This window comes from Breznakia blatticola (assembly GCF_004365815.1).
Taxonomy (GTDB): domain Bacteria; phylum Bacillota_I; class Bacilli_A; order Erysipelotrichales; family Erysipelotrichaceae; genus Breznakia; species Breznakia blatticola.
In genome coordinates this window covers 81,895-96,117 of sequence record NZ_SODD01000003.1, presented here as the reverse complement: position 1 = coordinate 96,117, position 14,223 = coordinate 81,895, and the positions used below count along the sequence as shown (strand labels likewise).

Here is a 14,223-nt window from a genome sequence, read left to right as displayed (position 1 = left end):
ATCTTTTTTTGTTTATGCATTTTGAATTAATGTTAACAAATTCTCGTATGTAGGCTCACTCACCAACTTCTTTGGATTGTCTTCGTTCATGGTGAAGTCCACAAGGCTTTCATAAAAATCACGAAGATTTGCTTTATTGTTTGGCTGAATCGCAATTAAAAACATGATTTGTACTTTCTTTGTGTTCCAACAAATAGGACGATTCAAAATTCCAACTGCAATGAAAGTTTCATTAACAAGTGCTTTGTTTGGATGTGGTATTGCAACTAGATTATTTAATTCAGTTGATGAAAAGTGTTCTCTTTCTAGTACTTCCTCTTCAAAGTTGTCAGGCAGTTCTTTGACGTTTGATAGCTGTTTTACAAATGTTGAAATTGCTTCTTCTTTCGAATTCGCATCAATATTTGTGAAGAATAGATCACTTGTGATCAAATGAGATATCGAACTTGGTCGAGTAACATGCGTAAATGTTCCATTAATGGTTGCCAAATCCTTATCTGAAAGAATGTTATTTATATAGTGAACAGGGATAGGAAATGATCCATCAAGCGGAACTGTTGAGAAGATATAGTCATAAGAAGATACATCCATTGTTTTTACAACATACGATTCAACAATTCGAATCGTATTTATCTTTTGCTCGAAATTACGTTGCATTTGATATGCAAGCAGTTGAGAAGTTGCTTTTCCTGTATTGCATACGATAAGGATGTTGTATTTGATATTATCATTTGTGCGTTCCAAAGCTAAGATAAAGTGTAAGGCAAAATAACTGATTTCATCTTCGGAAACATGAATTTGTAATTTATCGCATACACTATGTAAACCAATAGAAGCAAGTTCATAGGCAAAACTATGGTTTTCTTTAATATCATTAATAATCGGATTTTTAATTTGCATATTATTCTCGATACGATTCACAAATGGAATGATGTGCAAGAGTAAGTTCATCTTTAAATCCAAATCATTATAGAAATCGATACGTGTTTGATCAAAAATCGCACGCAATATGGTATTTACTAGAACTTTATATTTATCATCAATTTCATTTTGGAATTCTTCAAGATTTGCATCAAAATGTTTCTTGCCTGATAAGTGTTGTGATAAATATGCAATTTCGCTTTGTGGCAAAGTTACACCAAAACGTTTTTCTACTTCCTTTTGCAATAACACAGCAGTTTGGTATTCAGACTTACTACTTTGTGATTGAATAGTTCCTTCATTGAGCTTTACTACATTGTTGGTTTTTAAACGTTCAATTGCAATTAGTAAATGAATCACTAAACTTTCTAAAGCGACATCGGACATTCGTAAATTCTCAGTAATTAAAACTTGTGAAATGACTTCATTAAGCATCGTCTTATATGAATCATTGTGAATTGAAGCAACAACAAATGTTTCATTTTGGCGTCGTTTCGTATATTGTTCTGCCATTGCTAGTCGAATGTTTCTTTCACTACCTTGTATTTTGATTCCATAATTTGGTTTAGAGATAATTTCTAAATCATTTTTTATTAGAATTTCACGTACTTTTTTAATGTCCATTGCTAGACACGATTGCGAGATAAATAAACGGTTTGCTAGATCGGATGTTTTGATATATTCATGTGAATACAGTAATTTATCAAGAATATATGTAATACGTTCTTCTGGTGTAGAAGGTAAGTAATCATGGTTCGTTTGTAATGCTAAAAATTTATTAAACTTATTTTGATCATGAATATGAAGTGTGCTTCCTACACTTGGTTTTGTTTCTAAAATTGCTCCATTGACTTGCAAGATGATTTTTAAATCTTTGGTATTTCTTTGGATTGTTTTTGCGCTAACTTGTAGTAGACTACCCAACGCTTCGTTTGTTAGTGATGTATCTGCTGACATTAGCTCGCGTAAAATCTGTTCTTGGTATTTGTTCATATAATGTCCTCTATGTTAGTAACATCATACCATTGCCATCATAAGAAATGTCCACAAGATTCGCGGAGGCTAAAAAAATGCGATAAATAAAGGATTTATAACTTGTCTAAATTTGTCCACAATATAACGGACAAAGAGAACAACGACATAGAAAATGATACATGCTATAACTGGAAGTAGAGGAAACACAAAGGAGGTTTACATGAATATTTTATTAGTTTGTGCTTGTGGAGCATCTACAAGCATACTTGTCGAAGCAATGAAAAATGCTTTGACAGAAAGTGAAGCGGATTGGTTTATTGAAGCGAAATCCATTCAAGAAGTAAAAGAGAGTGTAGGAAAGTATGATGTGATTTTAATGGCACCACAAATTCGCTACCAACGAAAAATGTTGGAAGAAATTGCAGCACCATACGACATTACTGTACTTGACATTGATTCTGTTGCATATGGGACATGCAATGGAGAAAAGATTTTGAATTCCGTTCGAAGTTTATAAATTAAAAAGAGGAGAATATAATATGACAGGGTTTTTTAATAAGCTAGAAGCAAAACTGATGCCTGTAGCAAATTTCTTTGGTCAACAAAGACATCTATTGGCAATACGAGATGGTGTTGTATCAGCAATGCCACTTACGATTATTGGAAGTATATTTCTTATATTAGCGTGTCCACCAGTGAGTCCAGAAAATATGCCGGATATTCCATTACTTGGAGATTTCTTACTTGCTTGGTACAACTGGGCAAATGCAAATATGTCAGCAATTTTAGCACCATTTAGTGCAACGATGGCTATCTTATCGTTATTCGTATGTGTGGGTTCAACATACTCATTATCATCACATTACGGAAAGAAACCATTAAACTATATAATTGCAAACGTATCGATTTACATTCTTGTTTGTGCACCGGTTACAGATGGTGCGATTCCAACTGCAGCATTTGATGGAAAAGGAATTTTACTAGCTGCATTTGTTGCATTGATTGGTACAGAAATTATGAATTTCGTGGAAAACAAAGGTTGGACATTTAAAATGCCAGCAGGAGTTCCACCAATTGTAGCAAACTCATTTGCATCATTATTTCCATTTGGAATTAACTTAATTTTATTTTATTCACTAAGTTTGATTTGTCAGGCAACAACTGGACAATTATTACCAGATGTATTCTTTAACTTATTTAGTGGAATTAAAGCAAGTGTAGATAACTTAATTTCAGTTACATTGCTTACTGGAGTTGAAAACTTACTATTTGGATTTGGAGTTCACCCAACAACGGTAGTTGGGCCTGTTCTAGATCCATTAGAAGCGATGAATATTGCAGAAAATGCAAACTTGGTTGCTAACGGATTACAAGCAACACAAATTTATACACAACCATTCTGGGCATTCTATGCTGCACTTGGTGGAGGAGGAGCTACTTTAGGATTAGCAATTCTTACACTTAAGGCAAAATCAAAACAAGTAAAAGATGTTGGTAAGGTTGCGTTTATTCCATCATTGTTTAACATTAATGAACCATTAATCTTTGGATTACCAATTTTCTTAAACCCAATCTTAATCATTCCATTTATGATTGCACCAATGGTAAATATTGTAATTGGTTGGTTGGCTACTGCATCAGGGTTAGTAAATATGGCAACGATTGCAGCTCCATGGACATCACCTGCTCCAATTGGTGCAATGATTGCAACATTAGACTGGAAAGCATTTGTGCTTGTTATTATCATGCTACTTATCAATATGGTGATTTACTACCCATTCTTACGTATGTTTGATAAAGCGAAGTATGCGGAAGAACAAGCAGAAGGAACACCAAATGCAGCAACTGAGTAAAACAACGGAAACAGCATTTGGCTTAATCGCTAAAGCAGGTGAAGCAAAAAGTTATATCTTTGAAGCGATGTTTGCGGCAAAGGAAGCACGCTTTGATGAAGCATCAAACTTAATTGAAAAGGCGGATGTTTTATTAACTGAAGCACATCAAATTCAATTTAAATTATTATCAGATGAATCAAATGGAGCAAATGATGTGGAAGTAAACTTTATTATGGTTCATGCACAAGATCATCTGATGACGACGATTTTGGCAAAAGAATTAATGATGGAGATTATCGAAAATAAAAAAGAGATATATGAGTTGAAGGAGAAAATGTAATGAGACAAGTACCAGATGGTTTTCCTAAAGATTTTCTTTGGGGTGGAGCAATTGCTGCAAATCAAGCAGAAGGTGCATATCAAGAAGGAAACAAGGGATTGTGTGTAGCAGATATCTTAAAGGTACAAGATAAAGGAGATTTGAAAAAGAAATCAAATAAAGAAACGACAATGGCGGACATTGAGTATGCTTTACAAGATACTACAGGATACTATCCAAAGCGTTATGGAATTGATTTCTATCATACATATAAAGAAGATTTAAAACTGTTAGCTGAAACAGGTATGAATTCATTTCGTACATCAATTAACTGGGCAAGAATCTTTTCAAATGGTGATGAAGATGAACCAAATGAAGCAGGTTTACAATTCTATGATGATCTGATTGATGAGATGCTAAAAAATGGAATGGAACCATTAATCACATTGTCGCACTACGAGATGCCACTTCATTTAGCAACTACATATAATGGTTGGTATAATCGCAAAACTATTGATTTTTTCGCGAAATTTTGTGAAGCATGTTTCAAACGCTATAAAGACAAAGTAAAATATTGGATTGTTGTAAATCAAATCAACTTGATTCAACATGAGTCATTCAACCATTTAGGTATTCCAGAAGATCGTGTTGAAAATTTAGTAGAAGCAAAATACCAAGGAGTACACAATGAAATGGTTGCTAGTGCATTAGCAACAAAGATTGGACATGAAATAAATCCGGATTTCCAAATTGGTTGTATGGTTTATAACGGGTTAGCAGAACCACTAACTTGTAAACCTGAAGATGTACTGGCAAATTTACAACATAACCAAATGGAGTATTTCTTCTCTGATTTATTAATGAGAGGTGTGTATCCAGGATATGCATTGCGCTATTTTAAGGAACAAAATATACACTTGGATATTCCTGAGGAAGATGAAATTTTACTGAAAGAAAATACTGCAGATTTCTTTTCGATGTCATACTATTATACGATGTGTACATCGGCAGAAAGCTGGCGTACAAAACAAAATGATTATGGATTAATAAAAAATCCTCACATTGAAGAAAGTGAATGGGGATGGGGAATTAATCCACTTGGATTGCGTACGGTATTAAACTACTTCTGGGATCGTTACAACAAACCAATTATCATTGCTGAAAATGGTTATGGAACATTTGATACAATTAATGAAGATGGAACCATCATTGATGATGCACGTATTCATTATCTTGCAACTCATGTAGAAGCAATTCGTGAAGCGATTATTGATGGAGTCGATGTTGTTGGATATTTCCCTTGGGGACCAATTGATATCATTAGCTGTTCATCAAGTGAAATGAAAAAACGTTATGGGTTTATTTATGTAGATCTTGATGATTATGGTCAAGGAAGTGGAAAACGAATCAAAAAGAAAAGCTTTGATTGGTATAAGCGCGTAATTGATACAAACGGAGAAGACCTAGGATTATAAATACACAAAAAATGTTGGAAGTGATTTACACTAAGTAATTCAAGAGAGCTCTTGCATATATGAAAATAATATGATACATTAATGTTGCTAAGAGGTCGTTACCTTCAGTGGGCGATTACTTACAGCATAAATAAAGCAAACTTAAAACATAGGTGATACTCCTTGGAGGCGCTACTTACAAGATTTTTTTGTCGGGTAGTATGCAATCAAGGATTTTTTTAAGGATGGGTAATTGATGAAAATAATAAAGAAAATTAATACTTCAGCTGCAATTGCCCTTGATTCAGCTGGGAATGAAATTGTAGTATTAGGTAAAGGAATAGGATTTCCTTCTGTTCCATATGAACTAACTGATTTATCAAGAATTGAAAAAACGTTTTATGATGTAAATTCTAGGTATTTTGGAATGATTGAAGGGTTACCTCAATCAATATTATTAGCAAGTGCTGAAATAGCTGAAATGGCAGAGTTAGAATTGGGTGCTGAGCTAAACCCGAATCTTCCATTCACTTTAGCAGATCATTTGAATTTTGCTGTTAATAGATTGAAAAAAGGGATGGATTTAACTGGTGCGATTGCTTATGATATTAAACATCTTTATCCAAAAGAAACAGAAATTGGAAAAAGAGGTTTAGAAGTCTTTAAAGATAAGACAAAAATAACACTACCGGATACTGAGGCTGTTAATATAGCTATGCATTTGATTAATGCTGAATCGAAAGTAGAAGATTTGTCACAGGTAATGAAGACAACTAAAATCTTGAATGAAGTAGAAAACATTATTGAAAGTTATCTAAATTATAAGTTAGATAAGAATAGCTATGAATATTCCAGGTTAGTAGCTCATTTAAGATATCTCATTCAAAGGCTGTCAAGCAATCAATCGGTTGAAGTAAAGAATGAAATGATGTTAAATACTCTTACAAAAGAATATCCTCTAATTTATGAATGTGCAAAGTCAATTGCAAACTATCTAGAGGGTACCTGGGGTTGGAAATGTAATGATGATGAAGTGTTATATTTAATGTTACACATTAATAGAATAAAAGGCTAAGGAGTGTTAACCTAAATAAGGTGCGATATCCAGAGCAACTTAAAAGTATTTTTAAGTTGCTCTGGATTTTATTTTTGAGAAATAGTTAAGCGCGCAGCTATTTATCAATTTTGTTTATTAAAGGAGGTTTATTATGAAAATTGAATTAATAGAGTTATTAGGTGGTAAGGAAAATATCATTAAATCAGAAAAAAAAGATGAACTGTTACACGTCTTTATTAAGGATGCTGGATTAGTAAATTCTCTTAAAATTAAAGAAATGATAACAATTGAAAGTGTTCAGATGAAAAGAAACAGAGTTATCATATCTTTCAATACCAAAAAATCGGAGGAAAAAAATATGTCTAAAAATTATAGTGAATTAGCTGACAAGATCATTACACTTGTTGGTGGAAAAGAAAATGTTAATTATTTTACACACTGTGTTACAAGGTTGCGGTTTACAATTAAAAATAAATCATTAGTAAGTGATGAAGAAATTAAAACAATAAATGAAGTTATTGGTGTCAATTGGAGTGGTAATCAACTTCAAGTAATTGTTGGGCCATTTGTTAGTGAGGTTTATGACGCAATTTGCAGAAGTTATGATTTTAAAAAAGAGGATATGATTGAAGAAGTTAATGATGCTAAAAAGAAAAGTGGGGTTAAAGAGAAATTTCTTGATTTTACTGCAACTATATCAGCTTGTTTATATCCTATGATCAATGTTTTTGTGGCTGCGGGGTTATTAAAAGTATTATTAATATTATTGCTTTATACACCTTTGATTACAGAAACAAGTTCTACATATTTAGTTTTATCATTTGCAGCGGACGCAGCATTTTACTTCATGCCAATTTATGTAGGTGCTGCAGCTGCAAAACGTTTCAATAGTAATATTTATATTGCTATGTTCTTATGTGCTATGTTAATTTCACCTACATTTATTACATATGTAACTTCAGGGACTGAATTATCTTTGTTTGGATTACCAGTATATGCAGGATCATATGCATCAACATTATTTCCTTCAATTATGGCAGTATTTGTGATGTCACATGTAGAAAGGTTTATTGAAAAGCATTCTCCTGCAATAATTAAGGATATTAGTGTACCATTTTTAACAATTCTTGTTATGATTCCACTTACATTGTGTGTGTTAGCACCGCTTGGATCAGTATTAGGAACTTACTTATCTGATTTTATTATGTGGTTATACGATAAAACAGGAATTGTTGCAATAGTATTATTTGCATTCTTGTACCCAATTATGGTTATTACTGGTATGCATGCAGCGATTGTACCAGTTGTATTTGGATTGTATGCAACATTGGGGTATGAACCGTTTTTATGGTTATGTATCGTAATTAGTAATACAAATCAAGGTGTTGCCACATTAGTCGTCTCACTAAAAAGTAAGAATCGTGAGCTAAAAACAAATGCAATGTCTAGCACAGTAACTGCAATCGTTGCAGGAGTTACTGAACCTGCACTATTTGGTGTAAATTTAAAACTGAGAACACCATTAATTGCGGCAATGATTGGAAATGCTGCTGGAGCAATTGTGCTTGCGTTAACAAAGGTTATTGCATATCAAATAGTAATGGGTGGAGTATTCTTTACTGTGACAGGATTTGTAGGAGAGAATTCTATGAATGTTATATTTATGATTGCATCAGTTGTAGTTGGAGCTGTTGTTACTGCAATAATTACATGGATTACATATAACGAGAAAAATGAAATATAAACCAAAGATAGAAGAGGTATGATATGAAAAAAAAGAAGATGGGTTTTCCTAAAAATTTTATGTGGGGTGGAGGAGTATCCGCCAATCAATTTGAAGGAGGATGGAATGAAGGCGGTAAGGGAATCAGTACTAGTGATACAATGACCGCTGGATCCCATACTTCGCCTAGAAGAATAACTTGGAAAAATATTTCTACTGGCAAGGTAGGAAGTGTGGAATTATCGTTTGGTAACAAAAAAGAGTTTTTACCTGAGGGGGCAATTCCAACTGTATTGGAGCATGAGTATTATCCAACACATATTGCTTCAGATTTCTATCATCATTATAAGGATGATATAGCACTTTTGGGTGAAATGGGATTTAAAACTTTTCGGTTGAGTATTAATTGGGCAAGAATTTTCCCAAATGGAGATGATTGTGAGCCTAATGAAGAAGGATTGAAATTCTATGATTCAGTATTTGATGAATGTAAGAAATATGGAATTGAACCGTTAGTGACTCTTTCGCATTATGAGACGCCCTTAAATTTAACAATTAAATATGGCGGTTGGAAAAATAGAGAGTGTATAAGTATCTTTGAGAAATATGCTAAAACTGTTATAGAACGATATTTAGGAAAAGTAAAATATTACTTAACATTTAACGAAATCAACGCAATGGGAATGATGCCTTATATGGCTGGGGGATTAATTGATTTTAGTGAACAGGCAAAAGCTCAAGGAGTTCATAATCAGTTTGTAGCATCTGCAAAAGTGGTTAAGCTTGCTCATGAAATTAGCCCAGAAATTAAAGTAGGTCAAATGCTAGCCTATACCCCAATTTATACTTATACTTGCGATCCATTGGATCAAATTTTGGCACTAGAAACTATGCAAAAAACTTTATTCTATTCAGATGTACAAACTGGAGGGGCATATCCAAAATATAAGTTAAAAGAATATGAAAGAAATGGAATAAAACTTGATGATTGTGATGAAGACTATGAACTAATAAAAAAGTATTCATCGGATTTTCTAGCATTTTCTTGCTATTGTTCTAGTACAATTACGACTCATAATGAGTTAAGTGAAAATATAGCAGGCAATTTTTCGATGGGAGTAAAAAATCCCTATATGAAAACAAATGAATGGGGATGGGCTACTGATCCTGCATGTTTACGAGTAGCACTTAATTCATTATATAATCTGTATCACAAACCTTTATGGATTGTAGAAAATGGAATTGGGTGGGATGATAAACTCGAGAGTGATGGTAGTATTCACGATTCGTATAGAATTGACTATTTACGCCAGAATATTCAATCTATGAATGATGCTATTAACATCGATGGTGTCGAATTGATGGGATACAGTATGTGGGGGTGTTTTGATCTAATATCTTCAGGAACTGGAGAAATGAAAAAAAGATATGGATTTGTTTATATAGATCGTGATGACAAGGGAAAAGGCTCATATAACAGATATAGAAAAGATTCATTTTATTGGTACAAAAAAGTAATTTCATCAGATGGAGTAGACTTAGAATAATGAGTTTACTTAAGAAACTAGGAAAAAAGGAATTGCAACTATTTGCTGATACAGATGTAGTATCTCCAGTGAATGGAGAGATAATTCCTGCATCTGAAATCAATGATGGAGTATTTGCACAAGAGATGATGGGACAGACGATTGGTATTATTCCTTCTGATGGAACGGTTGTTTCACCCGTAAATGGAACTATTGTTGCATTATATCCAACTGGACATGCTTTTGGAATAATGGGAAAGAATGGTAACGGATATTTAATTCACATTGGAATAAATACATCATCAATGAATGGTAAAGGATTTAAATGTTTTGTACAGCAAGGTGATGAAGTTGCGGCAGGACAGAAGATTATAGATGTAGATTTGAGCGAAGTAAAAAAAGAAGGTCATGACACAACTATTATGATAATAGTAACTGATAAAGCAAAAGATGATTACAAAATAGATTTTATTGATCCAACTATTGTAGAAAGAGCAAATAAGATTAACAAATAGTAATTATGTTTAGCAAATAGTGAGCTAAAGTTAGAAGTAGTTAATCAAAATACAAAAAACCACAAAAACAGTACATAACTTACTATTTTGTGGTTTTTTTAGTTATTTTTATAAAAATAACATATATTGATAGATGTCATTATTTTCTATTTAGTATATACACAAAAAAATGTTGGAAGTGATTTACATTTTTATAGTTCTGTGCTAAATTACTTCATGTTAAGACAAGTTAAAACCTACCCAGGATAACCTTGCAGTTATTTTTGGCGTAGGTTTTTTTTGATAGAGGAGAGAACATGAAAGATATAAAGGCATGGTTGGTATTATTTGTTGCTGTAATGCTACTTGGATTGGGTTGTACCTTATTTGTTGGTGCAGGATTAGGTAGTGATGCAATTACGGTATTTAATGAAGGATTACATAAGAGTTTACATGTATCCTTAGGTTGGGGATCACGTATTACAAGTATTATTTTTATTGCGATTGGACTTCTTGTGGCACGCGATAAGATGGGATGGATGTCGATTGTTTATAATGCATTGGCAGGATTTGCTATCGATTTTTTCTGCAGTATCATTAGCATAGAACAACTTGGACAAATGGATGTTGCAATTAAAGTCATTATCATTATTTTGGCACAATGTATTTTATGTGCATCGTATGCATTATTGATTATTTATAAGCAAGGAATGAATCCATTTGATGCAATCGCATATTATATAGAAGAGAAAACGAAAATCAGTTTTCGTATCGCGCGAATGGGTGTTGACTTCTTTTTAGTTGCAGTTGGATTTATGCTTGGTGGAGTTGTTGGTGTAGGAACAATTTTCTGTTTCTTAACAACAGGTCCATTAGTGGATCGCTATGTGCATTTGTTTAGTAAATTCCAGAAATAAATCCTAGGAAGAACTGTTGTTTTATAGTTGCATGTGACTATACTATATATAGATAAGGAGTATATGATGCAACTACCAACAGAAAAAGACATGGAAGTCTTTGCACAATCTCATGAAATAGAACCAAATCAAAATACGATGATTGCTTTTCGTACCTTTGGTAAAAAGAAAAGCCTGTTATCATTTGTGATGCAACAAGATCATCAATCTTCATATTATGAAGAAAGACCATATAAACTTGTGGTTGGACCAGATAAAATGGTTTTAGCTAGTATTGATGGAAATGAATCTTTTGTATATTACAAAGTGCAAATGGATGATTTTCAAGTAAAGAAAAAACACTATAAAATAGAAGTGAAGTTTTACTATGAAGGAGAAGTTGTACAGTTCTTTGTGATGATCGATGGAGCAAAAGAGATGCTTTATAGTAGCAAACATTTGGCTTACATGATGCAAACAAATTGGTGCAATTATATAAGTAAGTAGAACAAGAGGGGCATATTGCCTCTTTTTTGTTGTATAATAGCCATATGCAAATACTTACAGGAAAGCAAATGCATGAAGTTGACCAAATGGCTATTGATGGGGGAATTCCAAGTCTTCAATTGATGGAACAAGCAGGGAATGCACTATTTGAAGCTTTCGTGCAAAACGTTGAGAAAACGGAAAAGATTGTCATTGTGTGTGGAGGAGGGAATAATGGAGGAGATGGCTATGTGCTTAGTCGTCTACTTTATGCAGCAGACTATGACGTATTTATCTTTCCGCTAGAAACAACGAAATTAAGTTTAGAAACACGCATGAATCGCGAGTCATGTGTCGTTGCAGGTGTACCATTTATCGATATATTTGAGGAGGCAACAGTGCTTGTGGATTGTGTTTTTGGTACGGGTTTGGATCGTGACATTCAAGGTACATATAAAGATGTAATCGAGCAGATGAATGCATCAGAAAAACGCATTATTGCAGTGGATATTCCTAGTGGAGTAGATAGTGCAACAGGTAAGGTGTTGGGTGTTGCTGTACAAGCTCACGAAACCTATACCTTACAAACTGGGAAAATCGGTTTATATATTTATCCAGGGCGATTGCATGCAGGAAATGTCCATATCCTTGATATCGGAATTCCTGAGATGTATATACAATCGATTCACCCTAAAACGCATTTGATTGCCAAGAAAGAAATGGTAGATTTCCTACCAGATCGTTTTATGCATTCCAATAAAGCAGATTATGGAAAGGTATTATGTGTTGGTGGAAGTATCCACATGAGTGGAGCAATCACAATGGCTAGTTTAAGTGCATTACGTAGTGGTGCTGGAATGATGACTTGTGCTGTACCGGAAAGTGTACGTGAAGTGATTGCGACCAATGTATTTGAATCAATGATTATTCCTTTATCAGATGTAGCAGGTATTATTGCACCTAAAGCAGTCGATGAACTACAAGCACAACTAGATCCATACAGTGTAATCTTAGTTGGTTGTGGGATTGGACGAAGTGAAGCTGTGGTTGATATGGTAAAAATGCTTCTTGATAGTAAAAAACCATTAATTATTGATGCGGATGGTCTATGGGCATTCCGTCAAATTCAAGATCATTATACGGACCGTGAGCATGTAATATTGACACCACATCCAAAAGAATTCGCAGATATTATGAATATTACCACGAAAGAAGTGATTGATGATTTTCTTTATTGGGGTAAGAAATTTATGGAGAAATTTCCAAAGGCAACACTTGTTTTAAAAAGTGAAACAACACTGATTTTCCATAAAGATGAAGTATGGATTAACACCTATGGAAATAATGGCTTGGCAAAAGGTGGAAGTGGTGATGTGCTTGCTGGTTGTATTACTGGTTTGTATGCACAAAATGAAGATGCTGCAAAAGCTGCAGTACTGGGTGTATTTTTACATGCATATGCTGGAGATCGAGTGAAAAAACGAAAAAGCGTATTCTCGTTATTACCAACAGATGTATTAAAAGAAATACAACAAGTATTACGGAAATTGGAGGAACATAGATGATACAAATCTTATCCTTATATCCATACCTACAAAAAGTAGTACGTGGAAAAACAGATGAAGATGGACAGTTTTATAGTGAACATATTACCTATCAAGTGATGGGTGATGGTTTGCAATGTCAATCATACATACAGCAAGAAGGGCTTGCATGCAAACAAATGATGATGTTAGCTAGTGATGCCACCAAATTTGTAGATATTGCTAACACTGAAGTTCTAGAAATTACTGCTCACAATAAATTACAAGTATCGATGTATGAAGATGATACATTGCTGCATAGCATGACAGAACATGAAATGGAACTAGATGGTTCACAGATGCAACTGTATCGTATGCTTGCACAAAGTAAGTTACAAAAAAGTGATATCGCAATTATTTGTGATGGCCAAGATGCAAGCACAAATCAATTAGAGTATTTAAGTCAAATGTGTAAAGAGCATGTCGATATTCTTGTAGGTGTATTACCTGTAGAGAAAGTTGTACATCAAGATGTATATTACAATGTACTTGTATTTGACTTTGATGAACTTGCACATATATACGAAATTGATGCTTTGGATCAGGATAAGATTCAAGCACTTACAACTGAGCTACATAAATACGCACGAATTATCGTACTTGCAATGAAAAACAATCGCATTATCGTGAGTGTTGAAAATCAAATGTACTATGGTTCATGTGCAGTTAAAGATGAAAGTAATCAAAGTTATCTAGGTGCGATTGCATCAGGTATTGCAATATGCTACGAAAATGAAGGAGATATTACACGCTTTATTCAAGAGTGTCTTGCGCGTAATGTGGCAAGTAGCTTAAGTAGCGGAATCTTTGCAGGTAGCAAGGACACTGTAGAACAAATCAAAAGCAAAATCGTTTGTGGAAAACTTGAAAAACGATGAAACAAGATTTATGGTGCTATTTATAAAAGCTGAATAAAAATCAGGCATAGCTGGAAATGAAATGCTGAAGATAAAG

13 protein-coding genes are annotated in these 14,223 nt (G+C 33.7%); 12 read left to right on the top strand and 1 reads right to left on the bottom strand.

Annotation, left to right across the window (positions count from 1 at the left end):
* Positions 1-12: 12 nt before the first annotated feature.
* A complete protein-coding gene (locus EDD63_RS01870) occupies positions 13-1,914 on the bottom strand; it encodes a BglG family transcription antiterminator (RefSeq protein ID WP_134167899.1) in 1,902 nt (633 codons plus the stop codon).
* Positions 1,915-2,116: 202 nt separating this feature from the next.
* Here EDD63_RS01870 and EDD63_RS01865 point away from each other — a divergent pair, with 202 nt between their 5' ends.
* The 12 genes from EDD63_RS01865 (at position 2,117) to EDD63_RS01810 (ending at position 14,147) form a co-directional block, all read left to right on the top strand.
* Positions 2,117-2,413, top strand: coding sequence for a PTS sugar transporter subunit IIB (locus tag EDD63_RS01865; protein WP_134167897.1), 297 nt, complete (start codon positions 2,117-2,119; stop codon positions 2,411-2,413).
* A gap of 22 nt (positions 2,414-2,435) precedes the next feature.
* Positions 2,436-3,749 (top strand): PTS sugar transporter subunit IIC, encoded by a 1,314-nt coding sequence (locus tag EDD63_RS01860; protein ID WP_134167895.1) that lies wholly within the window; start codon positions 2,436-2,438, stop codon positions 3,747-3,749.
* Positions 3,733-4,071 carry a PTS lactose/cellobiose transporter subunit IIA gene (locus EDD63_RS01855; protein ID WP_243833718.1) on the top strand — a complete coding sequence of 113 codons (339 nt, stop codon included), beginning with the start codon at positions 3,733-3,735 and terminating at the stop codon, positions 4,069-4,071. The genes EDD63_RS01860 and EDD63_RS01855 overlap by 17 nt, the downstream gene beginning before the upstream one ends.
* The gene (locus EDD63_RS01850; protein WP_134167893.1) at positions 4,071-5,525 is read left to right on the top strand and encodes a glycoside hydrolase family 1 protein; all 1,455 of its coding nucleotides are present in this window, start codon (positions 4,071-4,073) and stop codon (positions 5,523-5,525) included. Before EDD63_RS01855 ends, EDD63_RS01850 begins: the two co-directional genes overlap by 1 nt.
* A gap of 235 nt (positions 5,526-5,760) precedes the next feature.
* A complete protein-coding gene (locus EDD63_RS01845) occupies positions 5,761-6,579 on the top strand; it encodes a PRD domain-containing protein (protein ID WP_134167891.1) in 819 nt (272 codons plus the stop codon).
* Between the two features lie 133 nt (positions 6,580-6,712).
* Positions 6,713-8,305, top strand: a complete 1,593-nt coding sequence (locus EDD63_RS01840) for a PTS transporter subunit EIIC (protein ID WP_134167889.1) — start codon at positions 6,713-6,715, stop codon at positions 8,303-8,305.
* A 38-nt stretch (positions 8,306-8,343) separates the two neighbouring features.
* A complete protein-coding gene (locus tag EDD63_RS01835) occupies positions 8,344-9,831 on the top strand; it encodes a family 1 glycosylhydrolase (protein WP_134167952.1) in 1,488 nt (495 codons plus the stop codon).
* Positions 9,831-10,325 (top strand): PTS sugar transporter subunit IIA, encoded by a 495-nt coding sequence (locus tag EDD63_RS01830; protein ID WP_134167887.1) that lies wholly within the window; start codon positions 9,831-9,833, stop codon positions 10,323-10,325. The genes EDD63_RS01835 and EDD63_RS01830 overlap by 1 nt, the downstream gene beginning before the upstream one ends.
* A gap of 296 nt (positions 10,326-10,621) precedes the next feature.
* Complete coding sequence (locus tag EDD63_RS01825) at positions 10,622-11,221, top strand: YczE/YyaS/YitT family protein (protein ID WP_134167885.1); 600 nt, start codon at positions 10,622-10,624, stop codon at positions 11,219-11,221.
* A 63-nt stretch (positions 11,222-11,284) separates the two neighbouring features.
* Positions 11,285-11,707: a hypothetical protein gene (locus EDD63_RS01820; protein ID WP_134167883.1), complete on the top strand. Its 423-nt coding sequence runs from the start codon at positions 11,285-11,287 to the stop codon at positions 11,705-11,707.
* Positions 11,708-11,751: 44 nt separating this feature from the next.
* Positions 11,752-13,251 (top strand): NAD(P)H-hydrate dehydratase, encoded by a 1,500-nt coding sequence (locus EDD63_RS01815; RefSeq protein ID WP_134167881.1) that lies wholly within the window; start codon positions 11,752-11,754, stop codon positions 13,249-13,251.
* Positions 13,248-14,147 (top strand): hypothetical protein, encoded by a 900-nt coding sequence (locus EDD63_RS01810; protein ID WP_134167879.1) that lies wholly within the window; start codon positions 13,248-13,250, stop codon positions 14,145-14,147. The genes EDD63_RS01815 and EDD63_RS01810 overlap by 4 nt, the downstream gene beginning before the upstream one ends.
* The last annotated feature ends 76 nt before the right edge of the window (positions 14,148-14,223 follow it).

Excerpts from the sequence above, each read along its gene's own strand:
- EDD63_RS01870 (WP_134167899.1), bottom strand. The coding sequence starts at position 1,914 with ATGAACAAATACCAAGAACAGATTTTACGCGAGCTAATGTCAGCAGAT.
- EDD63_RS01865 (WP_134167897.1), top strand. The coding sequence starts at position 2,117 with ATGAATATTTTATTAGTTTGTGCTTGTGGAGCATCTACAAGCATACTT.
- EDD63_RS01860 (WP_134167895.1), top strand. The coding sequence starts at position 2,436 with ATGACAGGGTTTTTTAATAAGCTAGAAGCAAAACTGATGCCTGTAGCA.
- EDD63_RS01855 (WP_243833718.1), top strand. The coding sequence starts at position 3,733 with ATGCAGCAACTGAGTAAAACAACGGAAACAGCATTTGGCTTAATCGCT.
- EDD63_RS01850 (WP_134167893.1), top strand. The coding sequence starts at position 4,071 with ATGAGACAAGTACCAGATGGTTTTCCTAAAGATTTTCTTTGGGGTGGA.
- EDD63_RS01845 (WP_134167891.1), top strand. The coding sequence starts at position 5,761 with ATGAAAATAATAAAGAAAATTAATACTTCAGCTGCAATTGCCCTTGAT.
- EDD63_RS01840 (WP_134167889.1), top strand. The coding sequence starts at position 6,713 with ATGAAAATTGAATTAATAGAGTTATTAGGTGGTAAGGAAAATATCATT.
- EDD63_RS01835 (WP_134167952.1), top strand. The coding sequence starts at position 8,344 with ATGGGTTTTCCTAAAAATTTTATGTGGGGTGGAGGAGTATCCGCCAAT.
- EDD63_RS01830 (WP_134167887.1), top strand. The coding sequence starts at position 9,831 with ATGAGTTTACTTAAGAAACTAGGAAAAAAGGAATTGCAACTATTTGCT.
- EDD63_RS01825 (WP_134167885.1), top strand. The coding sequence starts at position 10,622 with ATGAAAGATATAAAGGCATGGTTGGTATTATTTGTTGCTGTAATGCTA.
- EDD63_RS01820 (WP_134167883.1), top strand. The coding sequence starts at position 11,285 with ATGATGCAACTACCAACAGAAAAAGACATGGAAGTCTTTGCACAATCT.
- EDD63_RS01815 (WP_134167881.1), top strand. The coding sequence starts at position 11,752 with ATGCAAATACTTACAGGAAAGCAAATGCATGAAGTTGACCAAATGGCT.
- EDD63_RS01810 (WP_134167879.1), top strand. The coding sequence starts at position 13,248 with ATGATACAAATCTTATCCTTATATCCATACCTACAAAAAGTAGTACGT.